Origin of the sequence: Salipiger bermudensis HTCC2601 (assembly GCF_000153725.1) — a bacterium.
GTDB lineage: Bacteria > Pseudomonadota > Alphaproteobacteria > Rhodobacterales > Rhodobacteraceae > Salipiger > Salipiger bermudensis.
The window spans coordinates 3,867,947-3,893,021 of the sequence record NZ_DS022276.1 but is presented as its reverse complement, the minus strand read 5'-3'; the positions used below and the strand labels follow the sequence as shown (position 1 = coordinate 3,893,021).

The 25,075-nt window shown below is 67.8% G+C and carries 22 protein-coding genes, 1 tRNA gene and 1 pseudogene; 12 read left to right on the top strand and 12 right to left on the bottom strand.

All coding sequences use genetic code 11. The annotated features are described in order from the left end of the window. Nucleotides 1–14: 14 nt before the first annotated feature. The 6 genes from R2601_RS18375 to moaA all read right to left on the bottom strand — a co-directional run bounded on the left by R2601_RS18375 (nucleotide 15) and on the right by moaA (nucleotide 5,565). The gene (locus tag R2601_RS18375) at nucleotides 15–860 is read right to left on the bottom strand and encodes a glucosamine kinase nucleotide-binding domain-containing protein (RefSeq protein WP_007801064.1); all 846 of its coding nucleotides are present in this window, start codon (nucleotides 858–860) and stop codon (nucleotides 15–17) included. Continuing rightward, entirely contained in the window at nucleotides 857–2,041 is a 1,185-nt protein-coding gene (locus tag R2601_RS18370) for a vWA domain-containing protein (protein ID WP_007801062.1), read from the bottom strand. Before R2601_RS18370 ends, R2601_RS18375 begins: the two co-directional genes overlap by 4 nt. Nucleotides 2,042–2,277: 236 nt before the next feature. Then, the gene (locus tag R2601_RS18365) at nucleotides 2,278–2,445 is read right to left on the bottom strand and encodes a hypothetical protein (RefSeq protein ID WP_007801060.1); all 168 of its coding nucleotides are present in this window, start codon (nucleotides 2,443–2,445) and stop codon (nucleotides 2,278–2,280) included. Continuing rightward, nucleotides 2,442–3,821, bottom strand: coding sequence for a DUF2927 domain-containing protein (locus R2601_RS18360; protein ID WP_007801059.1), 1,380 nt, complete (start codon nucleotides 3,819–3,821; stop codon nucleotides 2,442–2,444). The genes R2601_RS18365 and R2601_RS18360 overlap by 4 nt, the downstream gene beginning before the upstream one ends. Next, a complete protein-coding gene (locus R2601_RS18355; RefSeq protein ID WP_007801057.1) occupies nucleotides 3,821–4,273 on the bottom strand; it encodes a GNAT family N-acetyltransferase in 453 nt (150 codons plus the stop codon). Before R2601_RS18355 ends, R2601_RS18360 begins: the two co-directional genes overlap by 1 nt. Nucleotides 4,274–4,560: 287 nt before the next feature. Further along, nucleotides 4,561–5,565 carry a GTP 3',8-cyclase MoaA gene (gene moaA, locus R2601_RS18350; RefSeq protein ID WP_007801055.1) on the bottom strand — a complete coding sequence of 335 codons (1,005 nt, stop codon included), beginning with the start codon at nucleotides 5,563–5,565 and terminating at the stop codon, nucleotides 4,561–4,563. 82 nt (nucleotides 5,566–5,647) lie between these two features. Between moaA and R2601_RS18345 the strand changes: the two genes are divergently transcribed. From R2601_RS18345 to R2601_RS18315, 7 genes and pseudogenes are all read left to right on the top strand, one after another. Then, complete coding sequence (locus tag R2601_RS18345) at nucleotides 5,648–6,142, top strand: hypothetical protein (RefSeq protein ID WP_007801053.1); 495 nt, start codon at nucleotides 5,648–5,650, stop codon at nucleotides 6,140–6,142. Between the two features lie 204 nt (nucleotides 6,143–6,346). After that, nucleotides 6,347–6,880, top strand: a complete 534-nt coding sequence (locus R2601_RS18340; RefSeq protein ID WP_007801050.1) for an SRPBCC family protein — start codon at nucleotides 6,347–6,349, stop codon at nucleotides 6,878–6,880. Between the two features lie 98 nt (nucleotides 6,881–6,978). Next, nucleotides 6,979–7,464, top strand: a complete 486-nt coding sequence (locus R2601_RS18335; RefSeq protein ID WP_007801048.1) for a (2Fe-2S)-binding protein — start codon at nucleotides 6,979–6,981, stop codon at nucleotides 7,462–7,464. Between the two features lie 114 nt (nucleotides 7,465–7,578). Further along, nucleotides 7,579–9,941, top strand: a pseudogene (locus R2601_RS27670) (xanthine dehydrogenase family protein molybdopterin-binding subunit). A 109-nt stretch (nucleotides 9,942–10,050) separates the two neighbouring features. Further along, on the top strand, nucleotides 10,051–10,839 hold the full coding sequence (locus R2601_RS18325) for an FAD binding domain-containing protein (RefSeq protein ID WP_007801041.1): 789 nt from the start codon (nucleotides 10,051–10,053) through the stop codon (nucleotides 10,837–10,839). A gap of 117 nt (nucleotides 10,840–10,956) precedes the next feature. Continuing rightward, nucleotides 10,957–11,955 (top strand): LLM class flavin-dependent oxidoreductase, encoded by a 999-nt coding sequence (locus R2601_RS18320; protein ID WP_007801040.1) that lies wholly within the window; start codon nucleotides 10,957–10,959, stop codon nucleotides 11,953–11,955. Between the two features lie 78 nt (nucleotides 11,956–12,033). Then, a complete protein-coding gene (locus R2601_RS18315) occupies nucleotides 12,034–13,401 on the top strand; it encodes a methyl-accepting chemotaxis protein (protein ID WP_007801038.1) in 1,368 nt (455 codons plus the stop codon). A gap of 160 nt (nucleotides 13,402–13,561) precedes the next feature. Here R2601_RS18315 and R2601_RS18310 read toward each other — a convergent pair. The 3 genes from R2601_RS18310 to R2601_RS18300 form a co-directional block, all read right to left on the bottom strand. After that, nucleotides 13,562–13,638, bottom strand: a tRNA-Ile gene (locus R2601_RS18310). A 74-nt stretch (nucleotides 13,639–13,712) separates the two neighbouring features. After that, on the bottom strand, nucleotides 13,713–14,777 hold the full coding sequence (locus R2601_RS18305) for a site-2 protease family protein (RefSeq protein WP_007801036.1): 1,065 nt from the start codon (nucleotides 14,775–14,777) through the stop codon (nucleotides 13,713–13,715). A 69-nt stretch (nucleotides 14,778–14,846) separates the two neighbouring features. Continuing rightward, on the bottom strand, nucleotides 14,847–15,314 hold the full coding sequence (locus tag R2601_RS18300; protein WP_007801033.1) for a YbaK/EbsC family protein: 468 nt from the start codon (nucleotides 15,312–15,314) through the stop codon (nucleotides 14,847–14,849). Nucleotides 15,315–15,415: 101 nt separating this feature from the next. Here R2601_RS18300 and glnE point away from each other — a divergent pair, with 101 nt between their 5' ends. From glnE to R2601_RS27590, 4 genes are all read left to right on the top strand, one after another. Continuing rightward, nucleotides 15,416–18,193: a bifunctional [glutamate--ammonia ligase]-adenylyl-L-tyrosine phosphorylase/[glutamate--ammonia-ligase] adenylyltransferase gene (gene glnE / locus R2601_RS18295; RefSeq protein ID WP_040545507.1), complete on the top strand. Its 2,778-nt coding sequence runs from the start codon at nucleotides 15,416–15,418 to the stop codon at nucleotides 18,191–18,193. 13 nt (nucleotides 18,194–18,206) lie between these two features. Then, nucleotides 18,207–18,470 carry a hypothetical protein gene (locus R2601_RS18290; protein WP_007801028.1) on the top strand — a complete coding sequence of 88 codons (264 nt, stop codon included), beginning with the start codon at nucleotides 18,207–18,209 and terminating at the stop codon, nucleotides 18,468–18,470. Between the two features lie 114 nt (nucleotides 18,471–18,584). Then, nucleotides 18,585–19,835 carry a vWA domain-containing protein gene (locus R2601_RS18285; protein WP_007801026.1) on the top strand — a complete coding sequence of 417 codons (1,251 nt, stop codon included), beginning with the start codon at nucleotides 18,585–18,587 and terminating at the stop codon, nucleotides 19,833–19,835. A gap of 115 nt (nucleotides 19,836–19,950) precedes the next feature. Next, nucleotides 19,951–21,975 carry an OmpA family protein gene (locus R2601_RS27590; RefSeq protein ID WP_007801024.1) on the top strand — a complete coding sequence of 675 codons (2,025 nt, stop codon included), beginning with the start codon at nucleotides 19,951–19,953 and terminating at the stop codon, nucleotides 21,973–21,975. Between the two features lie 84 nt (nucleotides 21,976–22,059). Here R2601_RS27590 and R2601_RS18275 read toward each other — a convergent pair whose 3' ends face one another. From R2601_RS18275 to R2601_RS18265, 3 genes are all read right to left on the bottom strand, one after another. Further along, on the bottom strand, nucleotides 22,060–22,461 hold the full coding sequence (locus R2601_RS18275) for a carboxymuconolactone decarboxylase family protein (RefSeq protein WP_007801021.1): 402 nt from the start codon (nucleotides 22,459–22,461) through the stop codon (nucleotides 22,060–22,062). Further along, on the bottom strand, nucleotides 22,406–22,831 hold the full coding sequence (locus R2601_RS18270) for a MerR family transcriptional regulator (protein ID WP_007801019.1): 426 nt from the start codon (nucleotides 22,829–22,831) through the stop codon (nucleotides 22,406–22,408). The genes R2601_RS18275 and R2601_RS18270 overlap by 56 nt, the downstream gene beginning before the upstream one ends. Nucleotides 22,832–23,080: 249 nt before the next feature. Then, on the bottom strand, nucleotides 23,081–24,688 hold the full coding sequence (locus tag R2601_RS18265) for a peptide chain release factor 3 (protein ID WP_040545503.1): 1,608 nt from the start codon (nucleotides 24,686–24,688) through the stop codon (nucleotides 23,081–23,083). Between the two features lie 101 nt (nucleotides 24,689–24,789). Between R2601_RS18265 and R2601_RS18260 the strand changes: the two genes are divergently transcribed. Beyond that, nucleotides 24,790–25,044: a DUF7218 family protein gene (locus tag R2601_RS18260; RefSeq protein WP_007801016.1), complete on the top strand. Its 255-nt coding sequence runs from the start codon at nucleotides 24,790–24,792 to the stop codon at nucleotides 25,042–25,044. The last annotated feature ends 31 nt before the right edge of the window (nucleotides 25,045–25,075 follow it).

The window sequence follows — 25,075 nt, the reverse complement described above, 5'->3', positions numbered from 1 at the left end:
CGGGCCGCGGGGTCTCAGGCCACCGGCGCCAGCCGCCGCGCCAGCGCCAGCGCGCCGTCGAGCGCGCTGCCTTCGGCGGGCCGCAGCGCTTCCGCCATCTCCTTGGGCAGCCAGTCGGCATAGGCGCCCGCGACGCCGCCGATCAGGCAGATCGGCTCTTCCGGGCGCCAGCCGAGCGCGTTGAGACCGGTCGCCACATAGGCTGTGCCGCGCCGCATCTGCAGCGCCGCCGCGGGATCGTCGGGCGCCTGCGTGATCCGCGGCGCGAGCTGGCCGAAGCGTTCCGGCGTGGCGCTCGCGGCGAAGGCGATGACACCGGGCGCGCCGCCCAGATCATCGAGCAGCGCCTTGCTCACCGGGGTGTGTGCCTCGAGCCGGTCATGGGCGCGCAACGTATAGATCAGAAGTTCGCGGCCGAGCCACGCCGCCGAGGCCTCGTCGCCGAGCACCAGGCCATAGCCGCCGATGCTGCGGAAGTTGTCGCCATCCTGCCGTGCGAGGAAGCTGCCGGTGCCAAGCCCGGCCACGCAGCCGGTCACGCGCCCCAGCGCACCCACCACCGCGGCGCGGCGATCCTCTTCGACCACCGCGTGGTTGAGGGGCAGGGCGCGTGCCACTGTGTCGGCCAGCGCCGGGCCGGTGACCCCGGCAAGCCCGAGATAGGCCGGGCAGGCGCGCAGCGCCTCCGGGCTCAGCCCGGCCGCCTGCGACACCGCCTGAATACCTTCGGTGATGCGCGCCACGGCGCCGTCGAAATCGCTGGTCACGTTGGCGGCACCAAGGCTGACCACGTGGCGGCTGCCGGCGTGCTCCAGCGCCACCCGGCAGGTCGAGCCGCCGCCATCCACCGCGAGGATCATCGCGACAGCTCCTTCATGCCGCGCTCGATCCCGTCCAGTGTCATAGGCACCATGCGGTCGTCAAAGATCTCGCGGATCATGCCGATGCTCTGGGTATAGGGCCAGTGCCGCTCGGGCACCGGGTTGATCCACAGGTGGTCCGGCCATTGCGCTCGGGCGCGCTCGAGCCAGACCTGACCGGCCTCCTGGTTCCAGTGCTCGTTGGCGCCGCCCGGATAGGCGATCTCGTAGGGGCTCATCGAGGCGTCGCCGACGAAGATGCACTTGTAGTCCGAGCCGTAGGTGTTGAGCACGTCCCAGGTCGCGGTCTGCTGGTCCCAGCGCCGCCGGTTGTCGCGCCACAGGCCCTCGTAGAGGCAGTTGTGGAAGTAGTAGTGCTCGAGATGCTTGAACTCCGAGCGCGCCGCCGAGAACAGCTCTTCGACCACCTTGATATGCGGATCCATCGAGCCGCCGATGTCGAAGAACAGGAGCAGCTTCACCGCGTTGCGGCGCTCGGGCCTTGTCTTGACGTCGAGATAGCCGTGCTCGGCGGTGGCACGGATGGTGCCGTCGAGATCGAGCTCGTCCTGCGCCCCGTCGCGGGCCCAGCGGCGCAGCCGTTTCAGCGCCACCTTGATGTTGCGGGTGCCAAGCTCGACGCTGTCGTCGAGGTTCCTGAACTCGCGCTTGTCCCAGACCTTGACCGCGCGCTGGTGCCGGCTCTCCTTCTGACCGATGCGCACGCCCTCGGGGTTGTAGCCGTAGGCACCGAAGGGCGAGGTGCCGGCGGTGCCGACCCACTTGTTGCCGCCCTGGTGCCGGCCCTGCTGCTCCTTGAGACGCTCCTGCAGCGTTTCCATGAGCTTGTCGAAACCGCCAAGCGCCTCGATCTCGCGCTTCTCTTCTTCGGTGAGGTGCTTCTCGGCCATCTTGCGCAGCCAGTCTTCGGGCAGCTCCACCGCTTCGAGCATCTGCTCCAGCCCGATCTTTTCGAGCCCCTTGAAACTGTGGGCAAAGGCCTGGTCGAAGCGGTCGAGATGGCGCTCGTCCTTCACCATGGCGCTGCGTGCGAGGTAGTAGAACCCCTCCACGTCATAGGTCGCCAGACCTGCGCGCATGGCCTCGAGAAAGGTCAGATACTCGCGAAGCGAGACCGGCACCTGAGCGGCGCGAAGGGTTTCGAAGAAGGGTACGAACATGCGGGCTCCGCTGGGGATGCGCTCATCCTACGCAAAGCGGCCCCGGTCGCAACCACCACGACGCCGGCCCCGCGGAAAAACGCGCCCGACGTTTCCCGCCCACCGCGCTGCCTCCGAAACGGCGCGCGGCCCTTGTTCTTCTTCTGGCCGGAAATATCCCTGGGTGAATGGCGCCGCAGGCGCCAGAGGGGCAGCGCCCCTGCCTGCTCTACGGCCTGCGACGCAGGCCTCTCGGCTCAGGTCGCGAGTTTCTCGATCACGATGGTCGCGATCAGCCCGGCCAGCCCGAAGGCGATGGCATAGACCACCACGAACTGCGCGATATCGGCAAGATCGCCCTTGCGGCGCTTGGCGGTCAGCCCGCCGATGATGGCCCCGATGAGAACCCCAGCGATCACGATCATCCTGCGCCCCTGCCTCCCTTGAGCGGATTGAGCGAGCCGATCTCGCGCGCCTTGGCGCGCACGGCCCAGTCCGGGCCGAAGCCGTATCGTGCCCAGCCCAGGGAGTCCAGCTTGACCAGCCGGCTTTCCGAGGCCCGCCCGGCCAGGTCGAGCGCCTCGCTGCGCAAGAGGAGCAGCGTCGAGAGCAGCGCCGCGTTCTCGTGTCGCATGGCGGTGTCGAGATGCGGCGCGGTCAGCGCCAGCGCCGCCTCGGGGCGGTTGGCGTGGATCTCGTATGCGGCGAGCTGTGCGGCCACGTAGGCCTGGTGGAGTGCCGTATCCGGCGCGTGCTCAAAGGTGTCCCGGGCACGCAGGAAGGCGCGCCGTGCTGCCTCGGCGTCGCTGCCCTGCAAGAGCCGGCCCATGGCGTAGTGGGAAAAGCCCAGCCGGTGGTCGTGCCAGCCCTCGCGCTCGGCAATCCCCAGTGCCGTGGAAGCGGCCTTCAGCCGCGCGTCGTAATCCGTGCCGGGGCCGAGCGCGGTCTGCACCGCCGCGCTCCAGTCCCGTGGTGTGGCGGGCAGACGGCGCGCCTGGTGCAGGCTGCCCTCGGGATTGATCCGGGCGAGGATCGCCGGCAGCCGCGCCGCGACCTCGTCTCGGCGCATCCCCGAGCGCAGGGTGCGGTCGTAGAAAACCCGCAGCACCGTCATGTCATAGCCGGTCAGCACAGTGTGGACGTTGTCGTCGTTGAACACGCTGTCGCCCAGCCGGTAGAGATCGTTGAGCGGTCCCAGCGCCTGGGCGATCTCTTCGTGCAGGCAGTCGCGCAGCTCCTGCGGCGCGGCATCGGCGGGCAGGAAGATCGCCACGCGCTCGCGCCGCGTGACGCTGGTCCAGCTCACCCGCCGGCTCTTGCGCGCGGAGAGATATTCCTGCAGCGAACTGACATTGGGCACAACGAAGCAGGCGGCCTGAGGCAGGTGGCGGCGGATCTCGTCGCGCGGAACCGCAACGAGGGTGATATTGGCCTCGGCGGCGCTGACGCGCGAAATGTCGATCCCCGCCTCGCGTCTCAGGCGCTGCAGCAGCCGGTCGAGATCCGGTCCCATGGACGGCGGCGCCTTGCCCTGCACCGTGACGGTGACCGGCGTCTCGAAACGCGAGAACTGCTCGAGCGCGCGGCCCGATTCCAGCGCGAAGGCCAGGTCCAGCACGTCGCGGAAGAGATCGGCATTCGAGATGGCGGGCGGCGCGGGATGTGCTTGGGCGAAGCTCTTCATCGCCGGCAGCGGGCCGAGATCGCCCAGCGAGGCGGCGGCGCGACTCGCCGTCTCCGGAGAGGCGACCGGCATGCAGGAGGCCAGCCACATCAGCACCGGAAACAGCAGCCGGCGCATCAGGCCCTCTGGTACTTTATGAAGGGGGTCAGGGTCCCGATCCGGTCGTAAAGCTGCCGGGCGGTGTGGTTGAAATCCTGTGTCAGCCAGTAGACATTCGGCGATCCGGCCTCGTCGGCCTTGGCATAGACCGCCTCGATCAGCGCCCGGCCAACGCCCTTGCCGCGCGCCTCGGGCGCGGCGAAGAGATCCTGCAGGTAGCAGACATTCTCGACCCGCCAGCAGTGACGGTGGAAGAGGTAGTGCACGAGGCCAATCAATTCGCCGTCGCTTTCGGCCACCAGCGCGTGGAATTCGTGGTCGTCACCGTCGAGCAGGCGCCCAAAGGTGGTCTGGTAGACCTCCTCGCTCACCGAGGACTCGTAAAAGGTGAGGTAGCCGGTCCAGAGCTTGCGCCAGCTCTCTTCGTCTGCCGCCCGGAGCGGGCGCACGGTAACCGTGTCTTGGGTCATCTGTGGGTCTTGCCTGTCTTGCCATCGCTGCTCGGGGGCGGGTCTCGCGCCCGGATTGTTGCGAGTATAGGCACAAAGCGGCGCGCGACCCAACGCCCTTCCGCGAGGCCGGCGGATTTCGCCGCTCAGGCGGGGCGTTGGCGCAAGGTGAAAGGCGACGTCGGCGCCATGGGCCTCGACCCGGTCACTGGCTCGACCGTCGAACGTCGCAAGATTTTTCGGACGAAAAATCTTCGATGCGCGGGGGGGCGAAAAATCTTCCTGCGAAGATTTTTCGGGCACGGGGATCAGCCGCCGGTGTGGCTCATGTGGCGTGACACGCGGCCGTCGACGCTCTGGCGCGAGTAGTCGAAATCATGGCCCTCGGGCTTGCGCTCGATGGCGGCACGGATCGCCGCCTCGAGCGGCGCGTCGCTGCCCGGGTGGTTGCGCAACGCACTGCGCAGGTCGGCATTGTCTTCTTGCCCCAGGCACATGAAGAGCTCGCCGGTGCAGGTGAGACGCACGCGGTTGCAGCTTTCGCAGAAATTATGCGTGAGCGGCGTGATGAAGCCGATCTTCTGCCCGGTCTCCTCAAGGCGCACGTAGCGGGCCGGACCGCCGGTGCTCTCGGGCAGGTCGGTGAGCGTGTACTGCTCGGCCAGCCGCGCCCGCAGGTCGGTCAGTTTCCAGTACTGGTCGAGCCGGTCCTCGTTGCCGATGTCGCCCATCGGCATGACCTCGATCCAGGTCAGGTCCATGTCACGCTCGGCGCACCATTCGGTCATCGAGAACAGTTCGTCCTCGTTGAAGCCCTTGAGCGCCACAGCGTTCAGCTTGACCCGCATCCCGGCCTGCTGCGCCGCGTCGATGCCACGCAGCACCTGGGGCAGGCGGCCCCAGCGGGTGATCTCGGCGAACTTTTCCTCGTTGAGGGTGTCGGCGGAGATGTTCACCCGGCGCACGCCGGCCTCGTAGAGCGGCTTGGCGAATTTCTCGAGCTGCGAGCCGTTGGTGGTCAGCGTCAGCTCGCGCAGGGCGCCCGAATCGAGATGCCGGGTCATCGATTGGAAGAACTTGAGGATGTCGCGCCGCACCAGGGGCTCGCCGCCGGTGATGCGCAGCTTTTCGACCCCCATGCCGATGAAGGTCGAGCACAGCCTGTCGAGCTCTTCCAGCGTCAGCAGCTCTTTCTTGGGCAGGAAGCTCATGTTCTCGGACATGCAGTAGACGCAGCGGAAGTCGCAGCGGTCGGTGACCGAGACCCGCAGGTAGGAGATCGGGCGCGCGAAGGGATCGATGAGCTTTTCCATCCGCGAAATCTAGGCGCGATTGCGCCGCTCGGCAAGGACGGACGCGATTGTCAGCCCCGGATATTGGTCCTAGGCTGCCGGCATGAAAGCGTATTCCCTTCTCCCCGTCTTGCTGCTCGCCGCCTGTGGCCAGGTCATGTCGCCGGCCCAGCAGGAAGAGCCCGTCGCCACCGCGACCGCCGCCACCTCGACCGAGGCCGCGCGCCCCGAAGCGCGGCCTGCCAGCGGCATCGCCCCGCCCGTCGGTGCCCGCACCGAGGAAGAGTTCGACACCACCAGCGCCGAGGAGCGCGCCGCCGCGGCGGCACCGTCCGCGGGCGGTGAGAGCCGGCTCGGGACCACCGTGGTGTCGCTCGGAGACCCCTCGAAGCCGGGCTTCTGGCTCGAGACGCCTCTGGTCAGCGCCGAACGCCAAGGCCGCGTGGTGTTCCCGGCGACCGGCAAATCCGCGCAGGTGACGCTGACCCCCATCGACGGGCCCGCCACCGGCGGCAGTCGCATCTCGCTTGCCGCGATGCGCCTGATCGAGGCACCTCTGACGGATCTGCCCACAGTCGAGGTCTACGCCGGAGGCTGATCGCGCGCCAGGAGCGCAAGCCCCGGGCAGATTTGACGAATCCGCTTGGCAGCGATGAGGCCATTGTCCATGCTGCCGGCAAATGGCCGGATCCCCTTTTCGGGACCGGCCGGAGACACGCCACTGGTCTTAGCCATTGGTCTTATATGCGCCCCACGGCCAACGTGTACTGTGGGGCCCGGAGAGGAAGGGAGGACCCCCACCATGCACATGAGCGACACGCGCGAGATCAAGGCGCCCCGCGAGGTCGTCTGGGCCGCGATCCTGGACCCGGAGGTTCTCAAGCAATGCGTGCCCGGCTGCACCGAGATGACCGGGTCGCCGGAAGAGGGCTTCGAGGCCACCGTGGTTCAGAAAGTCGGCCCGGTGAAGGCGACCTTCAAGGGACAGGTCGCGCTGTCGAACCGCAACGAGCCCGAGAGCCTGACGCTGTCGGGCGAGGGCAAGGGCGGTGCCGCGGGCTTCGCCAAGGGCGGTGCCGACGTGACGCTGACCGACAAGGGCGACGGCATCACCGAGCTGCATTACGAGGTCGAGGCCAAGGTCGGCGGCAAGCTGGCACAGCTCGGCAGCCGCATCATCGACGGTTTCGCAAAGAAGATGGCGGACCAGTTCTTCACCAACCTTCAGGACGCGGTCGAAGGACCGGCGGATCCCGAGGACGCGCCGGAAGCCGAAGGCGAGGCGGCCGAAGAGGGCAAGAAGAAGGGCTGGTTCAAGCGCATGGTCTCGAACTGAGGCCCATTGCCTGAAGCGCATTCGACAAGATCCCGCGGGCAGGCAAGGAGCCCGCGACCACCAAAGGACAACAGACAGGGACACCCAGGGAGGACTTGATGACCAAGGTGACGATGACGGTGAATGGCAAGGCCGTCTCGAAAGAGGTCTCGGGCAACACGCTCATGACCGAATTTCTGCGCGACGAGCTGCACCTGACGGGCACCCATGTGGGCTGTGACACCAGCCAGTGCGGTGCCTGCGTGATTCACGTGGACGGCCAGAGCGTAAAGGCCTGCACCATGTTCGCCGGCGAGGCCGAGGGCGCCTCGGTGACGACGATCGAGGGTATGGCCAATGCGGATGGCTCGCTTTCGGTGATCCAGCAGGCGTTTCAGGACCATCACGGGCTTCAGTGCGGCTTCTGCACCCCGGGCATGGTGATGACCGCGGCGGCGCTGCTCAAGGAGAACCCCAAGCCCAGCGAGCACGAGGTGCGCGATTACCTTGAGGGCAATATCTGCCGCTGCACCGGCTACCACAACATCGTCAAGGCGATCCTGGCGGCGAGCGGGCAGGACGTGAGCGGCATCGCCGCCGAGTGAGTTAGCGACGAACCGGAACGGCCGGATCGGCGGGTGGAGGACCCGCCGGATCGCGGCGTCCGGGAGGGATTTGCCAAGGCGGGGGCTGCCCGCCACACCCAGGGAGGAGTTTTCATGCCCAAGGATCATGGCATCGGAGCCTCGCAGAAACGCCGCGAAGACGTGCGTTTCCTGACAGGCGCCGGTCAGTACACCGACGACATCAGCACCTACGGCCAGACCTATTGCGTGTTCCTGCGCTCGGACGTGGCGCATGGCACCATCAACAATCTCGACACCAGCGATGCCGAGGCGATGCCCGGCGTGGTGCGGATCTTCACCGGGAAGGATTTCGAGGGCATCGGCGGTCTGCCCTGCGGCTGGCAGGTGACCGACAAGAACGGCGAGCCGATGAAGGAGCCGGCGCACCCGGTTCTGGCGCAGGGCAAGGTGCGCCATGTGGGCGATCCCATCGCCGCGGTCGTGGCAGAGAGCCTGGAGGAGGCGCGCAACGCCGCCGAGGCCATCGTCTACGACATCGACGAGCTTCCGGCGGTGGTCGACATGAAGGCCGCGCTCGAGGCCGGTGCCGCCAAGGTGCACGACGATCTCGACGACAACCTCTGCTACGACTGGCAGTTCGGCTCCGATCAGGCGGCGATCGACGAGGCCTTCTCGAACGCCGCGCATGTGACGACGCTGGATCTGATCAACAACCGCCTCGTGGCCAACCCGATGGAGCCGCGCGTCGCGCTGGGCGAGTACAACCGCGCCAACGACGAGAGCACGCTCTACACCACCTCGCAGAACCCGCACGTGATCCGTCTGCTGATGGGCGCCTTCGTGCTCGGCATCCCCGAGCACAAGCTGCGGGTGGTGGCCCCGGATGTGGGCGGCGGCTTCGGCACCAAGATCTTCCACTACGCCGAGGAGGCCTTCGTCACCTTCGCGTCGCGGCAGATCAATCGCCCGGTCAAGTGGACCTCGACCCGCTCCGAGGCGTTCATGTCCGACGCCCATGGTCGCGACCACGTGACCAAGATCGAGCTGGCGCTCGATGCCGACAACAACTTCATCGGCCTGCGCACCGATACGCTGGCCAACATGGGCGCGTATCTGTCGACCTTCTCGTCGTCGGTGCCGACCTGGCTGCACGGCACGCTGATGGCGGGCAACTACAAGACCCCGGCGATCCAGGTGAACGTGAAGGCCGTCTTCACCAACACCGTCCCGGTCGATGCCTATCGCGGCGCCTGCCGCCCGGAGGCCACGTTCCAGCTTGAGCGGCTGGTCGACAAGGCGGCACGCGAGCTCGGCGTCGATCCGATCGCGCTGCGCCGGCAGAACTTCATCGACAGCTTCCCCTACTCGACCCCGGTGGCCGTCGAATACGACACCGGCGATTACACCGCGACGATGGACAAGCTCGAGGAGATGATCGATCGCGAGGGCTTTGAGCCCGCCGCAAGGAGAGCGAGGCCAATGGCAAGCTGCGCGGGCTCGGCATCAACTGCTATATCGAGGCCTGCGGCATTGCGCCGTCGAACCTCGTGGGTCAGCTCGGCGCGCGCGCCGGTCTCTATGACGCCGCCACGGTGCGGGTGAATGCGACCGGATCGATCTCGGTCATGGTGGGTGCCCATTCGCACGGGCAGGGCCACGAGACCGCCTTCCCGCAGGTGGTGGCCGAGATGCTCGGCATCGACGAGAGCATGATCGACATCGTGCACGGCGACACCTCGAAGATCCCCTTCGGCATGGGCACCTATGGCTCGCGCAGCCTCGCGGTCTGCGGCTCGGCCATGGTGCGCGCCACCGAGAAGATCATCAACAAGGCCAAGAAGATCGCCGGCCACCTGCTCGAGGCCTCGGATGCCGACATCGAGCTCAAGGACGGCCAGTTCACCGTGGCGGGCACCGACAAGTCGGTGGCCTGGGGCGACGTGACGCTGGCCGCCTACGTGCCGCACAACTACCCGCTCGAGGATATCGAGCCGGGGCTGGAGGAGACGGCGTTCTACGATCCGGCGAACTTCACCTATCCCTCGGGCGCCTATGCCTGCGAGCTCGAGCTCGACCCCGAGACCGGCCGCGTCACCATCGAGCGCTTTGCCGCCGCCGACGATTTCGGCAACGTGGTGAACCCGATGATCGTGGAAGGGCAGGTGCATGGCGGTCTGGCGCAGGGCATCGGGCAGGCGCTGCTCGAGAGCTGCGTCTATGACGAGAACGGCCAGCTTCTGTCGGCCTCCTACATGGACTACGCCATGCCGCGGGCCGAGGACGTGCCGTTCTACCAGGTGGACCATTCCTGTGCCACGCCTTGCACCCACAACCCGCTCGGGGTGAAGGGCTGCGGCGAGGCCGGCGCCATCGGCTCGCCGCCGGCGGTGGTCAACGCGGTGATCGACGCGCTGCATTCGGGCGGCTACACGCAGGTCGATCACATCGACATGCCGGTTTCGCCGCACCGTGTGTGGAAAGCGATGCAGGGCTGAGCCTCTTTCCGGCGGCATCGCTTGACGGCGCCGCCGGATCGTTGAGTATTTGGAACGTGAAGAAGGGCAGGGCGCTGCGCCCGGAGACCCTTCGACAGGAGGATAGAAGATGTACAGCTTCGAGATCGAAAGCCCGACAAGCGTCGCCGACGCGGTGGCGGCGCTGGGCAAGGAAGAGGCGCAGGCGCTGGGCGGCGGTCAGACGCTGATTCCGTCGCTGAAGGCGCGCCTCGCCGCGCCGTCGGTGCTGGTGAGCCTGAAGAATATCGACGAGATCAAGGGCGTCTCCATCAATGGGGACACCGTCACCATCGGCGGCGGCACCACCCATGCGACGGTGGCGGCCGAGGTGGGCAGCGCCTATCCGGCGCTGGCCGACCTGGCGGTGAACATCGGGGACCCGGCGGTGCGCAACCGCGGTACCATCGGCGGCAGCCTCGCCAACAACGACCCCTCCGCCTGTTACCCGGCGGCGGCGCTGGCCTCGGGCGCGACCATCGTCACCAACACCCGCGAGATTGCGGCGGACGACTATTTCGAGGGCATGTTCACCACCGCGCTCGAAGAGGGCGAGATCGTCACCGCGGTCAAGTTTCCGGTGCCGGAGGCCGCGGCCTATATCAAGTTCGAGCAGCCCGCATCGCGCTTCGCGCTGGTGGGGGTGTTCGTGGCGAAATACGCCGACGGCGTGCGCGTTGCGGTGACCGGCGCCTCCGAGGATGGCGTGTTCCGCTGGTCCGAGGCCGAGTCCGCGCTGTCGTCGAATTTCGGGGCCGACGCGCTCGACGGTCTGTCGCTCTCGGGCGACGGCATGATCTCGGACCTGCACGGCTCGGGCGATTACCGCGCCCACCTGATCGCGGTTCTGACCAAGCGCGCGGTGAAGGCCGCCGCCTAAGGCGCGACAAGCAATCGTGAATTGGCCCTCGGTCTGGAAAGATCGGGGGCCTTTGCATCTTCAAGACAAAACGTGCATGCCTATATGCGGGAGGACGACGCAGCAGAAAGGCCGGCCATGATCCCCGCATCCGTTCTCGATCTCTCCATGGTGTCCGAAGGCGGCACCGTGGCCGACGCCCTGAGCAACACGCTCGATCTGGCGCGCCACGTGGAGCGGCTGGGCTATCACCGCTTCTGGTTGGCCGAACATCACAACATGGTGGGCATCGCCTCGGCGGCGACCTCGGTGGTGATCGGGCAGGTGGCCGCCGCCACCAGCAAGATTCGTGTCGGCGCGGGCGGCATCATGCTGCCCAACCACTCGCCGCTGGTGATCGCCGAGCAGTTCGGCACGCTGGCCACGCTGTTCCCGGACCGCATCGACCTCGGGCTCGGGCGGGCGCCGGGCTCGGACCAGATCACCGCCATGGCGCTGCGCCGCAACCACACCTCCTCGGATCGCTTCCCCGAGGACGTGGTCGAGCTCATCGGCCTGTTTCAGGAGGCCAGCGAGGGTCAGCCGGTGCGCGCGGTGCCGGGCGAGGGCACGCATGTGCCGGTGTGGATCCTCGGCTCGTCGCTCTATGGTGCGCAGCTCGCGGCGCATCTGGGGCTGCCCTATGCCTTCGCTTCGCATTTCGCCCCCGACGCGCTGGATCAGGCTGTCGAGATCTACCGCGACCGCTTCCAGCCCGGCATCACCGACAAGCCGCGCTTCATGCTGGCGGCCAATGTCTGGGCGGCCGAGACCGAGGCCGAGGCGCTGCGGCTGAAGACCTCGCAGCAGCAGGCCTTCATCAACCTGCGCAGCGGTCGGCCCGGCAAGCTGCCGCACCCGGTGGATAATATTCACGACGTCGCCGACCCGCGCTACGTGGCGATTGTCGAGCAGGCGCTGAGCGTGAGCGCCACCGGCGATCCGGCGCAGGTCTCTGCGGGGCTGTCGAGGCTGATCGAGCGCTACCGTCCCGACGAGCTGATCCTGTCGAGCGCGATGCACGATCCCAAGGCGCGTCAGCGGAGCTACGCCATCGCGATGGATGCGCTGCAGGGGCTGGACGCGCGCGCGGCGTAAAATTGCGCGCCTGTTCAGTCTCTGGAAAGGTCTGTCGAGGTATCTGCTCCGTCAGGAACCGCCTGAAGGAGCGCTGGGATGTGGTTTTCCCGCAAGTCGAAGCAAGACAGTCAGCACGAAGTGACCGGCGATGAGGCGATCCTGCAGATCGTCGAACGCACGCAGGCCGTGATCCATTTCGCGCCCGACGGCACGATCCTGCGCGCCAACGAGAATTTTCTCGCGGCGCTCGGCTATCCGGACGAGAGCGAGGTCATCGGCAAGCATCACAGCATCTTCGTGCAGAAGAAGTACCGCCAATCCGAGGCCTACAGGCAATTCTGGGAGGATCTGCGGGCCGGGAAGTTCTTCTCGGACGAGTTTCCGCGCATCACCAGAGATGACAAGGTGATCTGGATCTCCGCCACCTATGCGCCGGTCTATGACGAGGCTGGTGACGTGGTGCGCATCACCAAGATCGCGACCGAGATCACCGGCCAGCGCCAGGCGATCCGCGCCATCGCCGACGGGCTCGAGGCGTTGAGCTCGGGTGACCTGTCGCATCGCGTGACGCTCACCGCGCAGGATCGTCTGCGCGAGCTGGCCGATGCGTTCAACGCCGCGGCCGAGCACATCTCGGGGCTGATCCGCCAGGTGCAGAGCGTCTCGGGCGAGATCGACAGCGTGGCCTCCGAAATCGGCGACAATTCCGACGAGCTGTCGCAGCGCACAGAAACCCAGGCGGCGACACTGGAAGAGACCGCCGCGGCGGTCGAAGAGCTTAATTCCAATGCCAAGTCTGCCGCCGAATACGCCACCGAGGTCGGGCGAGAGGCGGAGGAGACCAAGAGCGCTGCCGAAGGCAGCAGCAAGGTGGTCGAAGACGTCACCGAGGCGATGAAGCGCATCGAGACCTCGTCGGATTCGATCTCGCAGATCATCTCGGTGATTGACGACATCGCCTTCCAGACCAACCTGCTCGCGCTCAATGCCGGGGTCGAGGCGGCGCGCGCAGGCGAGGCCGGGCGCGGCTTTGCGGTGGTGGCCTCCGAGGTCCGCACCCTGGCGCAGCGGTCGGCGGAATCGGCGCAGGAGATCAAGGCGCTGATCAGCGAAAGCGGCATCCACGTCAAGGCCGGGGTCGAACTTGTCGGCCGCGCCAGCGGCGAGCTCGGCAGCATCTTTTCAGGCGTCGATCGGATCTCGGACCGGATCCGCGAAGTGGTGCACGGGCTCAACGAGCAGACCATGACGCTGGGCGAGATCAACACCGCCATCTCGCAGCTCGACACGGTCACGCAGCAGAACGCGGCCATGGTCAACCAGACCGCCAGCGCCATCCGGAGCCTGACGCAAAACAGCCGGACACTTTCGGACGGTGTCCGGGTGTTCCGTATCGATGGCCTCGGGGCAGAGCCGGCGTTGCAACACGATCCAGAGCCGCGCGTGGCGAATGCCGGATGGTAATCCCGAACCCGCGCGAGGTCGTCCTGCCGGTCTCCGCCGCGAACACTTGCTAGCGCGTATCGCCCAGAGGCGCGTTTCTGGCCGAACAGGGGAGGGAAGAGGGACGGCAATCAAGGCGCTGGCGCAGACCCTGTTGGCGCGGCGCTTGGTGAGTTCGGTCTGGTAGGCCCGGCAGGACTTGAACCCGCAACCAAGGCGTTATGAGCGCCCTGCTCTAACCAATTGAGCTACAGGCCCACCGTGACGCTCTCCGTAGCATTCCCGCCACCGGGGTCAAGCGTTTCGCGCCTCGGGCGGCGATGCCGGCTGGCTCAGCGCGGAGTGCGCAGCACCATCAACTCGCCCACGTTCTCGCGCGTGATGTAGCCCAGCACCCGCGCATCGGGATCGACCACCGCCACCGAGGGGGCCTCGCTCAGCGCGTCGAGCGCGGCATCCAGCGGGGTGTCGAGCGACACCTGCGGCACGTCCTCCATCACCGCACCGATCTCGAGCGTGTTCTGCCCCTCGGCCACCGCGTGAAACAGCGCCGTGCGCGTGAGGAAGCCAGCGAGCTTTCCATCCTCGCCGAGCACCGGGAATTCGTGCTGCGTGGTGCGGATCAGGGTCTGCGCGGCCACATGGATCGGATCGGCGGGGCTCAGGCTCTCGAAGCTGGTGATCATCGCATCGCGCGCCATCAGCCCCTTGGCCACCGCGCGCGAGCTGACATCCTGGCTCTCGGCCTGGCCGGCGAAGAACACGAAGATGGCGATCAGAAGCAGCATGAAATTGCCCGAGGCCAGCCCCCAGAACGCAAACAGGAACGCCATGAGCTGGCCCGCCGTGGCGGCGGCGCGGGTGGCGTGGACGCGGTCCATGCGGGTGGCGAGTGCCGCGCGCAGGACGCGTCCGCCATCCATCGGGAAGGCGGGCAGCAGATTGAACAATGCGAGGAACAGGTTCACCGCCGCGAGCTGGCCAAGGAAGGCGCCGGGCGCGTTGCCAAGCGCGATCAGCTCGTCGAGATGGGTGTTGGCCCCGAAGAGCAGAAGCACCGCCCAGATCACGATGTTTACCGCCGGACCTGCCAGCGCCACGATGATCTCGTGACGCGGATTTTCCGGCATCCGCTCAAGCCGGGCGAGGCCGCCGATCGGCAGGAGCGTGATGTCGGGGGTCTTGATGCCGTAGCGCCGCGCGGTCAGCGCGTGGCCGAACTCGTGCGCCACCACGCAGGCGAAGAGCGCCAGCACGAAGGCCACGTTCTGCAGTGCCGCCGCCGGCCCGCCATAGGACCAGGCCGAGACCGCGATCCAGGCCAGCAGCAGGAAGAAGGTGGCGTGCACCCGCAGCTCCGAGCCGAACAGCCGACCGATGGGAAAGGACCAGCCCATGACAAAATCTCCTCGCTTTGCCCGCAGCATGGCGCCGCCACGCCGCAGCGGCAAGGGCTCAGCGGCGGCTCAGAGCGTGAACTCTGCCGCCACCGCGCCGGTCAGCTGGGGGAGCAGGTGCGCGTCGAGTGCAAAGACGTGGCGCGGCGTGCCGGCGGCGGCCCAGATGGTGGTGAAGTCGAGCAGGCGCGGATCAATCCACGCCCGGATCGGGTTGAGATGACCCACCGGCGAGACGCCTCCGATGGCAAAGCCGGTCTGGCTGCGGATCAGCGTCGCATCGGCCTTGCCCAGCGGCTCGCCTGCCAGCGCCGAGGCCTTCTCGGCGCAGACCTTGTTGCCGCCGGCGGTCAGAAACAGCACCGCCTCGCCGCTGTCCTCGGCGCGGAAGATGATCGACTTGGCGATCTGGTCGATTTCGCAGTCGACGCTGTCGGCGGCCTCTTGCGCGGTGCGGGCCTGGCCCACCTCGCGGATCTCCGGGGTCAGCCCTGCGTCTTCCAGCGCCGCTCGGACGCGTTTGAGGCTCTTGCTCATCGTGGTCTCCTGTTCTTGCCGGCCCGGTTAGAGCGCGTCGCGTGCCCGGCTGCAAGCGCAGCCCATTGCGCAATGCCGCCGCGCTCCGCCATATAGGCGGCATGAGCTTTGCATCCCGCACCACCCGCCTGCCGCGCCCCTTCGAGCCAGACCTCGGCGCCGAGGCGCTTGCCGCCACGCCCTGGGCCGAGGGCGATGTCGCCACGCTGATCGAGGGCACCGGCGGCACCAGCCCCTATCTTCAGGGCCTGATCCGCAAGGAGGCCGACTGGCTGCACGCCGCGCTCGACGATCCCGACGCCGCGCTGCCAGCGCTTTTTGCCGAGCTCGACGCCGGCGCACCCGACGAGGTCGACGTGGCGCTTCGGCAGGCCAAGCGTCGCGTGGCGTTGTTGGCCGGACTGTCGGACCTTGCGGGCGTCTGGACGCTCGAGGAGGTCACCGGCGCGCTCACCCGCTTTGCCGATCTCGCGGTGCAGAAAGCGCTGCAGGCCGCCATCGCGCGCGAGATCCGCCGCGGCAAGCTGCCCGGCGCGACCGAGGACGACATCGCGACCGCCGGCGGCATGGTGGTGCTGGCAATGGGCAAGATGGGCGCGTTCGAGCTCAACTACAGCTCGGATATCGACCTGATCTGCCTGTTCGACGAAACCCGCTTCGACCGCGATGATTTCCACGAGGCCCGCAGCGCCTTTGTCCGCGCCACCCGGCGCATGTCGGGCAGTCTCGGCGATCTGACCGGGGAGGGCTACGTGTTCCGCACCGATCTGCGGCTGCGTCCCGATCCGGCCGTGACGCCGGTCTGCATCTCGATGGAGGCGGCAGAGCGCTACTACGAGAGCCTCGGCCGGGCCTGGGAGCGCGCCGCCTATATCAAGGCGCGGCCCTGCGCCGGCGATGTCGAGGCCGGCGAGCGTTTCCTCGAGACGTTGCGCCCCTTCGTCTGGCGCCGGCATCTGGATTTCGCCGCCATCCAGGACGCGCACGACATGCGGTTGCGCTACCGCGACAAGCACGGACACGGGGCCATCACCCTGCCGGGGCACGACATGAAGCTGGGCCGCGGGGGCATCCGCGAGATCGAGTTCTTCACCCAGACCCGCCAGATCATCGCCGGCGGGCGCGACCCGGAGTTGCGGGTGCGCGGCACGGTCGACGGGCTGCGGGTGCTGACCCGGACCGGCTGGGTGCCGCAAGGCGTGACCGAGAAGCTCACCGAGCATTACCGCGCCCATCGCGAGATCGAGCACCGGGTGCAGATGCTGCGCGACGCGCAGACCCACCAGCTGCCAAGCTCGGATCCCGAGTTCGACCGGCTGGCGGCGCTTTGCGGGCGCGACCGCGCCGAGCTCGAGCAGGATCTGAAGCGCCGTCTGGAAGAGGTGCACGAGCTGACCGAGGGCTTCTTCGCCCCCGACGCGCCCTGCGAGACCGACGTGCCCGACGAGATCGAGCGCAGCGAGCTGGTGGCGCGCTGGCCGAACTACCCGGCGCTGCGCTCGGGCCGGGCGGTGGAGATCTTCAAGCGCCTGAAGCCCGAGATTCTCGGACGGCTCGCCAAGGCCGCGAAGCCGCAGGAGGCGCTTGCGGCTTTCGACGGTTTTCTTGCCGGGCTGCCGGCGGGGGTGCAGCTGTTCTCGCTCTTCGAGGCCAACCCGCAGCTCATCGACCTGCTGATCGACATCGTCTCGACCTCGCCGGATCTGGCGCGGCACCTGTCGCGCAATTCCAGCGTCTTCGATGCGGTGATCGGCGGCGATTTCTTCAGCCCTTGGCCAGGGGCCGCCGCGCTCACCGCCGAGCTGAAGGAGATCCTTGCGCGCGAGGGGGACTACGAGACCCGGCTCGACATGGCGCGGCGCTGGCAGAAGGAATGGCACTTCCGGGCCGGGGTGCACCTGCTGCGCGGCCTCAGCGAGCCGGAGGAGGCGGGCGAGCATTATGCCGACCTCGCCGAGGCGTCTCTGGCCGCCGTCCTGCCGGTGGTTCAGGAGGAATTCGCCCGCAAGCATGGGTCCGCCCCGGGGCGCGGCGCGGTTGTGGTGGGCATGGGGTCTCTGGGCGCGCGAAGGCTGCACGCGCTCTCGGATCTCGATCTGATCTCGATCTATGACCCCGACGGGGTCGAGGCGTCCGACGGGCGCCGCCCGCTGCCCGCGCGGCAATACTACGCCCGGCTGACCCAGGCCGCGATCACCGCGATGACGGCACCGATGGCGGAAGGAAAGCTCTACGAGATCGACATGCGCCTGCGGCCCTCGGGCAATCAGGGGCCGGTGGCGACCTCGCTGGCCTCGTTCCGCAGCTACCAGAGCGAGCAGGCTTGGGTCTGGGAACATCTCGCGCTGACTCGCGCCCGCGTCGTGGCGGGCCCTGCGCCGCTGGCCGAAGATGTCGAGGCGCTGCGCGCCACGCTGCTCGCCAGCCCGCCGCCGCGAGACAAGGTGCTGGGCGAGCTTGCGACCATGCGGGCGCGCATCGCTGCCGCAAAGGGGCAGGGCGCGGTCTGGGATCCCAAGATCGGGCGCGGCCGGATGCAGGATATCGAGCTCACCGCGCAGGCCGGCGCGCTGCTCTCCGGGCAGGCGCCGCGGCGCACCACGCGCGGGCTCGCCATGGCGGCGCGCGAAGGCTGGCTGAGCAAGGCGGATGCCGATCACCTCGCCGCCACCTACCGGCTGTGCTGGAGCCTGCAGATCGGCGCCCGCCTGATTGCCGAGGGCGCGCTCGACCCAACCGAACTCGGCGCCGGGGGCTGTGCCTTCCTGACCCGCCTGACCGGGACCGACGGCCCCGACGAGCTGCGCGAAAAGCTCTCCGAGATGACCGCCCGCGCGGCCGATATCATCGACGCTGCCCTGCCGCCGCCCGAGACATGAAGGAGCCTGACCCATGAAGAAGGGAACCCCCGAGGACCCAAAGGGCCTGATCGCCGAGGCCTACCGCATCGACGGCATAACGGACGCGGAATGCCGCTCGATCTTTCTCGACTGGGCGCTGTCGCTGCCCGGGGATGCCGAAGCGCGCCCGCTGATCGAGGTACTGCTTGCGCGTCATCGCGAGGAGGGCCACCCGATGACCGCGGTGCTGCGCGAGGGGATGGCGCGGGGCGGCGCGCCGCGACGGCGCGGAGGGGCATCCGGCCGGCGCAACTGACCGGCCCCCGCGACCAAGGAAGCACTTGCCCCGCGTCTTGCGATGCGGTTCGCTGGCCCGACCCGGAGGAGAGGAGACCGGCGCCCGCGCGCTGCCGGCAGGAACAGAGGCCTGATGCCCGAATACGTCCCCATCGCGATCCCCGACAACCCGAGGCTCGCGCAGAACATCATCCATTTCGCCCGCGCCCTGCGGCGCGCGGGTCTGCCGGTGGGGCCGGGCCGGGTCATCGATGCAATCCGCGCGGTGGCGGCGGCGGGCTTCACCGACCGGATGGATTTCTACTGGACCCTGCATGCCTGCTTCGTGAACCGACCCGAGCATCGCGTGGTGTTCGCGCAGGTCTTCCGGCTCTACTGGCGCGATCCGCGCTATCTCGAGCACATGATGTCGATGATGCTGCCTGCGGTGCGCGGCGTGCAGGAGGAGAAGGTCGCCCAATCTGCCGAGAAGCGCGCGGCGCAGGCGCTTCTGGGCGACCAGATGCCCGAGATCCCGCAGCCCGAAGGAGAGGAGGAGGCCACCAAGATCGAGGTCGACAGCTCCTTCACCCTCTCGGCGGAGGAAAAGCTCAAGACGCTCGATTTCGAGCAGATGTCGACCGACGAGATCGCCGAGGCCAAGCGCATGATCGCACGGCTCACCCTGCCGGTGAAGCCGATCCCCTCGCGGCGCGGCATGGCGGCGCATGGTGGGCGGCGCATCGACTGGCGCCGCACCCTGCGCGGCTCGATGCGGCAGGGGGGAGAGCTGCGCGAGCTCGCCCATCTCAAGCCGCGCCCGCGCTGGCCCAATCTCGTGGTGCTCTGCGACATCTCGGGCTCGATGTCGCAATATTCCCGCATGGTGCTGCATTTCTTGCACGCGGTGGCCAACGAGAAGGGCGCCGGCTGGGCCAAGGTGCATGCCTTCACCTTCGGCACGCGGCTCACCAACATCACCCGCCACCTTGCCACGCGCGATGTCGATGCCGCGCTGAAATCCGCCGGGGCCGAGGCGCAGGACTGGCAGGGCGGCACCCGCATCGGACAGTGCCTGCATGACTTCAACCGCGACTGGTCGCGTCGGGTCATGGGGCAGGGCGCGGTGGTGCTGCTGATCACCGACGGTCTCGACCGGGACGATGCGGGGGCTCTGGCGAAAGAGATGGAGCGGCTGCACCTCTCGGCGCGGCGTCTGATCTGGCTGAACCCGCTGCTCCGCTGGGACGGCTTCGCACCGAAGGCCGCGGGCATCCGCGCCATGCTCCCGCATGTCGACAGCTTCCGCGCCGGCCATTCCATCCGCACGCTCGAGGAGCTGGCCGAGGCGATCTCGCGTCCCGACGATGCCGGCGAGAAGGCGCGGCTGATGGCGGCGCTCTGAGCGGCGACTGCCCGGATCGGCGGCGTTTTGCCTGCTCTTTGAACAAAACCTGTCTGGCCGCGTTGTGTCCTTCAAACCGCCTCTTCTGACGGCGGTCCGGAGGAAAGGACGCACAATGACCATGACCAAACCGTTTCTGAGAACCACCACCGCGCTGGTGATGATGGCCAGCATGACACTGCCCGCAGTGGCGCAGGGGCTCGACGGGATGACGCCGAAGGACATTCTCAAGGGTGCCCGTGATGGATCGCTCGATGTGGGGTTCGAGACGGACGGCATGAATCGCAAGCAGCTGGTTGCCGAGCTTGCGCGTCTGCAGGCGCTCTGCGAGGCCGGAGAAGCCTCGGAGGGTGTGAACTGCGACCGGATCGTGGAACTGCCCGACGCGGCGGCGCTGGCGGGCGGCAATGGTGCGCTCGGCGCGGCCGTCGAGGACGCGCAGGCGGAAGGCAACGGCCAGACGCAGGAGATGAGCGCCGAGGTGGACGCCACCGCCGAGGCCGAGGCACAGGATGCCCCCGCCGAAGCGTCGGCGGCCGAGGCGGAGACTGCCGAGAGCGAAGGCACCGACGAGCTGCGCGAAGCGCTCGAGGAGGCGGAAGCGCAGGACGCGCCAAGCGAAGCGCCTGCCGCCGAGGCGCGAACTGCCCAGACCGAAGAGGCGGGCGCGCCGAGCGAAGCGCCCGAGGAAGTCGAAGCGTCGGATGCCCCCGCCGAAGCGCCGGTCACGGAAGCCGAGACTGCCGGGACCGAAGGCACCGACGAACTGCGCGAAGCGCTGGAGGAGGCCGAGGCGCAGGACGCCCCTGCCGAAGCACCGGTCGCCGAGGCCGAGACCCCCGCCACGGAGGGCAACGAACCCCCCGAGGACGCCGAGGCACAGGAGGCCCCGGCGCAGGAGCCGGTCGCGGCGGCGGAGCCGCAGACCGATACCGCTTCCGATGAGAATACCGAGGTTCAGGCCGAGGCCGAGACCGAGGAGCCCAGCCTGCAGTCCGAGCCCGAGGAGGTCTCGGACCAGGAGCAGGCCGACGCCGCCGCGCGCCTGTCGCAGCAACTCGGGGCCGCCGCCGCAGCGCTTGGCCTCGCAGAGGCCGGCGAGCCCGAGGTGGTCGAGGAAGAAGTCTCCGATGCCGACGTGCGCAGTTCCGACGAGGATTTCGGCACCCGCATCGGGGAGGCGCTGCAGCAGGCGCGGGACGGTGTCGCCGAGCGTGATCGCGACAGCGCCGACGACAATGACCGCAATGACACGCTGCGCAATCTGGGCACCGCTGCGATCGCCGGCCTCGGGGCCGTGGCGTTGAGCAAGTTCCTCTCGGACGATGCGAGGGTGGTCGAAAATACGGGCGACCGTCTGGTGGTCGAAGAAAACGGCCAGTACCGCGTGTTGCGCAATGATGACGTGCTGCTGCGTCGCCCCGGCTCGGACGTGACAACCTATCGCTACGATGACGGCTCGACCCGCACCGTGGTGCAATACGAGAACGGCAACGCGGTCGAGACCGTGAAGGCCGCGGATGGCCGCGTGCTGCGCCGCATCCGCACCCTGCCGGATGGCGAGCAGATCGTGCTCTTCGACGACACCCAGGCCGAGCAGCAGGTGGTGGTCAACGACCTGCCGCAAACGCAGGAGACCCCGCGCCGCATGAACATCCGCGAGGTCGACGAGGCCGAGCTGGCGGCGGCGCTGGCGGCCGAGAACGGCACGGATGTGGGCCGCACCTTCTCTCTGAACCAGATCCGCAACATCGACACGGTGCGCCATCTCGTGCCCGAGATCAGCGTCGACTCGATCAACTTCGAGACCGGCTCCGCGGCGATCCGCCCGCAGGAGGCGCAGGCGCTCGCCGCGCTCGGCAATGCGATGAAGCGGGTGATCTCCGACAACCCGGGAGAGGTCTTTCTGATCGAGGGCCACACCGATGCGACCGGCGGCTGGGGCTACAACCTCGCGCTTTCGGATCGTCGCGCGGAATCGGTGGCGCTGGCGCTGACCGAGTATTTCGACGTGCCGCCGGAAAACATGGTGCTTCAGGGCTATGGTGAGAGTGATCTGGCGATCGAGACCCAGACCTCCGAACGCGCCAACCGCCGCGCCGCGGTGCGCCGCATCACGCCGCTGCTTCAGGGCAGCTGAGCCATCCCGGCCAGGCCATTCGGCCCCTGACAAACGGATCGCGGCGCGCCTCGGGCGCGCCGCGATTGTCTTGTGCGCTGCCGGTCAGTCGCCGCTCTCGGCGTCGCGCTCGGCAATCACGTCCTTGGCGACACCAAGCGCGTTGAGCGCGGCGGGAAAACCGGCATAGACCGCCATCTGCATCATCACCTCGACGATCTCTTCGCGTGTCACGCCGACATTCAGCGCGCCATGCACATGGACGCCCAGTTGCTTCGGGGCGGTTCCCATCGCCGAAAGCGCCGCCACGGTGGCAATCTCGCGGTCGCGCAGCGACAGCCCGTCCCGCGCGTAGATGTCGCCGAAGGGGAATTCGAACAGCAGCTCGGCAAAGTCCGGGGCAATGTCCTGCAGGCCGGCGATCACCGCCTTTCCGGCGGCGCCGTCGATCTCATTCAGCAGCCTGCGGCCGCGTTCCCCTCTGGTCTCGGTGGTCTGGTGCAGCATGGTCAGGTCCTTTCGCGTCTGACATCATCGCCTCGTAGGTGGCGATCTTGGTGTCGAGAACGGAGAGGCACTCCTGCAGGTTTGCCACGCGGGCAGCGACCTCGGCCCGATGCTGGCGCAGCATCTCCGCGCGCTCGGGGGCGGTGGCATCGCCCTCGGCCCGTGCCCTCGCATAGGCCAGCATCTCGGAGATCGACATGCCGGTCGTTCTGAGCCTGTGCAGGAATTCCGCCCAGCGCAGTTCGGCGTCGCCATAGACCCGGTGCCCGGCGCTGTCGCGCAGCGGCGGGTCGATGAGACCGATCTTTTCGTAATAGCGCAGCGTATCCACCGGGAAACCGGTGGCCCGCGCGAACTCGGCGATCCGCATGATCCGGGCTCCTCTCCGTTCGACGCTTCCCTTGCTAGGGGGTGGAGCGCGCTCCAGGTCAAGCGGAAAGTTCTGTGGAGAGGAGGTTGCGCGTGGAGGCGGGCAGGGCTCCGCGCGTGATCCCCTCAATCTCTCCCCCGGAGAGATTGCCAGGCCCAGAGGGCCCGGACCGGCAGGAGGCTCCGCCCGTAAACGCCTCAAACGCTCCCCCCGAGCGTTTGCCGGGCCCCGACGGGCCCGGACCGGCGTTTACACCATCATTTCTTTGGTGGCCGAGAGGGTGATGTCGGGATAGTCGCGCACCACGCGGTCGATATCCCATTGCAGGCGGGTCATGTAGACCACGTCACCGTCATTGTCGTGGGCGATGTGCTGCTTGTTGGCGTTGACGAATTTCTCCACCGCCGCCTTGTCGCCATGCACCCAGCGCGCCGAGGTGAACTGCGACGCCTCGAAGCGCACCGGCAGGCCGTATTCCTGCTCGATCCGCGCGCCCAGCACCTCGAACTGCAGGGCACCGACGACGCCGACGATGTAGCCCGAGCCGATATTCGGCTTGAAGACCTTGGCCGCGCCTTCTTCGGCGAACTGGAACAGCGCCTTCTCGAGATGCTTGGCCTTCATCGGGTCGCCCGCGCGCACGCCCTGCAGCAGCTCCGGCGCGAAGGAGGGGATGCCGGTCACTTTGAGCGCCTCGCCCTCGGTCAGCGTATCGCCGATCCGCAGCTGGCCGTGGTTCGGGATGCCGATGATATCGCCGGCCCAGGCCTCCTCGGCCAACTCGCGGTCGGAGGCGAGGAACAGCACCGGCGCGGTGATGCTCATCGGCTTCTTGGTGCGCACATGGGTGAGCTTCATGCCGCGGTTGAAATGGCCCGAGCTGAGCCGGACAAACGCCACCCGGTCGCGGTGCTTGGGGTCCATGTTGGCCTGCACCTTGAAGACGAAGCCCGAGACCTTCTTCTCCTCCGGCGCAATCTGGCGCGGCTCGGCGCTGGTGGGCTGGGGCTCAGGCGCGAGGTTGCCGATGCCGTCCATCAGCTCCTTCACCCCGAACGAGTTGATCGCAGAGCCGAACCAGATCGGCGTCATGTGGCCTTCGAGCACCGCCTGCGGGTCGAGTTCGGGCAGCAGCTCGCGCGCCATCTCGATCTCTTCCTTGAGCTGTTCGAGTAGCTCGTCCGGCACGTGCTCGGCAAGCTTTGGGTCGTCGAGCCCGTCGATCTTGATCGATTCCGCCACCTTGTTGCGGTCGGCCCGGTCCATCAGCTCGAGCCGGTTGCGCAGCATGTCGTAGCAGCCGACGAACTCGCGTCCCATGCCGATCGGCCAGGAGGCCGGCGTCACGTCGATGGCGAGGTTCTCCTGGATCTCGTCGATGATCTCGAAGACGTCGCGCGCCTCGCGGTCCATCTTGTTGCAGAAGGTCAGAATCGGCAGATCGCGCAGGCGGCAGACCTCGAAGAGCTTCTGGGTCTGGCTTTCCACGCCCTTGGCGCCGTCGATCACCATGATCGCCGCGTCCACCGCGGTCAGCGTGCGGTAGGTGTCTTCCGAGAAGTCCGAGTGGCCGGGCGTGTCGACGAGGTTGTAGCGGAAATTGCCGTAGTCGAAAGACATGGCCGAGGCCGAGACCGAGATCCCGCGCTCCTGCTCCATCTTCATGAAGTCCGAGCGCGTGCGCCGCGCCTCGCCCTTGGCGCGCACCTGTCCGGCCATCTGGATGGCACCGCCATAGAGCAGGAATTTCTCCGTCAGCGTCGTCTTGCCGGCATCCGGGTGCGAGATGATCGCAAAGGTGCGGCGGCGGGCGATTTCCGCGGGAAGGTCGGGGCGGTTGGTGGGCGTGTCCAGCATGAGCGCGCATATAACGCCGGCCATGCGCCAAGGGAAGAGCGGCCTGCGCGGAACCGGGGCCTTGCTTCGCGGGTTCTGACCACGACACAGGAGGACCGATCATGGCCAACCCGAGCCTGAAGAACGAGAAACTCTACGAGGACCTGCGCGAGGACGGCATGTCCAAGGAGAAGGCCGCGCGCATCTCGAACGCGCAGGCCAACAAGGACATGCACCCCTCCGAGAAGGGCGGCAAGGCCCCGCCCTACGAGGACTGGACCAAGGACGATCTCTATGCCCGGGCTCAGGAGATCGGCATCGATGGCCGCTCCGACATGACCAAGGACGAGCTCATCGACGCGCTGCGCAACCACTGAGCGCCCCGTCTCTCGGTGCCGGTCGGGACCT

Excerpts from the sequence above, each read along its gene's own strand:
- R2601_RS18360 (WP_007801059.1), bottom strand. The coding sequence starts at position 3,821 with ATGCGCCGGCTGCTGTTTCCGGTGCTGATGTGGCTGGCCTCCTGCATG.
- R2601_RS18315 (WP_007801038.1), top strand. The coding sequence starts at position 12,034 with ATGTGGTTTTCCCGCAAGTCGAAGCAAGACAGTCAGCACGAAGTGACC.
- R2601_RS18325 (WP_007801041.1), top strand. The coding sequence starts at position 10,051 with ATGTACAGCTTCGAGATCGAAAGCCCGACAAGCGTCGCCGACGCGGTG.
- R2601_RS18375 (WP_007801064.1), bottom strand. The coding sequence starts at position 860 with ATGATCCTCGCGGTGGATGGCGGCGGCTCGACCTGCCGGGTGGCGCTG.
- glnE (WP_040545507.1), top strand. The coding sequence starts at position 15,416 with ATGAGCTTTGCATCCCGCACCACCCGCCTGCCGCGCCCCTTCGAGCCA.
- R2601_RS18290 (WP_007801028.1), top strand. The coding sequence starts at position 18,207 with ATGAAGAAGGGAACCCCCGAGGACCCAAAGGGCCTGATCGCCGAGGCC.
- R2601_RS18260 (WP_007801016.1), top strand. The coding sequence starts at position 24,790 with ATGGCCAACCCGAGCCTGAAGAACGAGAAACTCTACGAGGACCTGCGC.
- R2601_RS18335 (WP_007801048.1), top strand. The coding sequence starts at position 6,979 with ATGACCAAGGTGACGATGACGGTGAATGGCAAGGCCGTCTCGAAAGAG.
- R2601_RS18305 (WP_007801036.1), bottom strand. The coding sequence starts at position 14,777 with ATGGGCTGGTCCTTTCCCATCGGTCGGCTGTTCGGCTCGGAGCTGCGG.
- R2601_RS18275 (WP_007801021.1), bottom strand. The coding sequence starts at position 22,461 with ATGCTGCACCAGACCACCGAGACCAGAGGGGAACGCGGCCGCAGGCTG.
- R2601_RS18265 (WP_040545503.1), bottom strand. The coding sequence starts at position 24,688 with ATGCTGGACACGCCCACCAACCGCCCCGACCTTCCCGCGGAAATCGCC.
- R2601_RS18270 (WP_007801019.1), bottom strand. The coding sequence starts at position 22,831 with ATGCGGATCGCCGAGTTCGCGCGGGCCACCGGTTTCCCGGTGGATACG.
- R2601_RS18370 (WP_007801062.1), bottom strand. The coding sequence starts at position 2,041 with ATGTTCGTACCCTTCTTCGAAACCCTTCGCGCCGCTCAGGTGCCGGTC.
- R2601_RS18285 (WP_007801026.1), top strand. The coding sequence starts at position 18,585 with ATGCCCGAATACGTCCCCATCGCGATCCCCGACAACCCGAGGCTCGCG.
- R2601_RS27590 (WP_007801024.1), top strand. The coding sequence starts at position 19,951 with ATGACCATGACCAAACCGTTTCTGAGAACCACCACCGCGCTGGTGATG.
- moaA (WP_007801055.1), bottom strand. The coding sequence starts at position 5,565 with ATGGAAAAGCTCATCGATCCCTTCGCGCGCCCGATCTCCTACCTGCGG.
- R2601_RS18340 (WP_007801050.1), top strand. The coding sequence starts at position 6,347 with ATGCACATGAGCGACACGCGCGAGATCAAGGCGCCCCGCGAGGTCGTC.
- R2601_RS18320 (WP_007801040.1), top strand. The coding sequence starts at position 10,957 with ATGATCCCCGCATCCGTTCTCGATCTCTCCATGGTGTCCGAAGGCGGC.
- R2601_RS18365 (WP_007801060.1), bottom strand. The coding sequence starts at position 2,445 with ATGATCGTGATCGCTGGGGTTCTCATCGGGGCCATCATCGGCGGGCTG.
- R2601_RS18355 (WP_007801057.1), bottom strand. The coding sequence starts at position 4,273 with ATGACCCAAGACACGGTTACCGTGCGCCCGCTCCGGGCGGCAGACGAA.
- R2601_RS18300 (WP_007801033.1), bottom strand. The coding sequence starts at position 15,314 with ATGAGCAAGAGCCTCAAACGCGTCCGAGCGGCGCTGGAAGACGCAGGG.
- R2601_RS18345 (WP_007801053.1), top strand. The coding sequence starts at position 5,648 with ATGAAAGCGTATTCCCTTCTCCCCGTCTTGCTGCTCGCCGCCTGTGGC.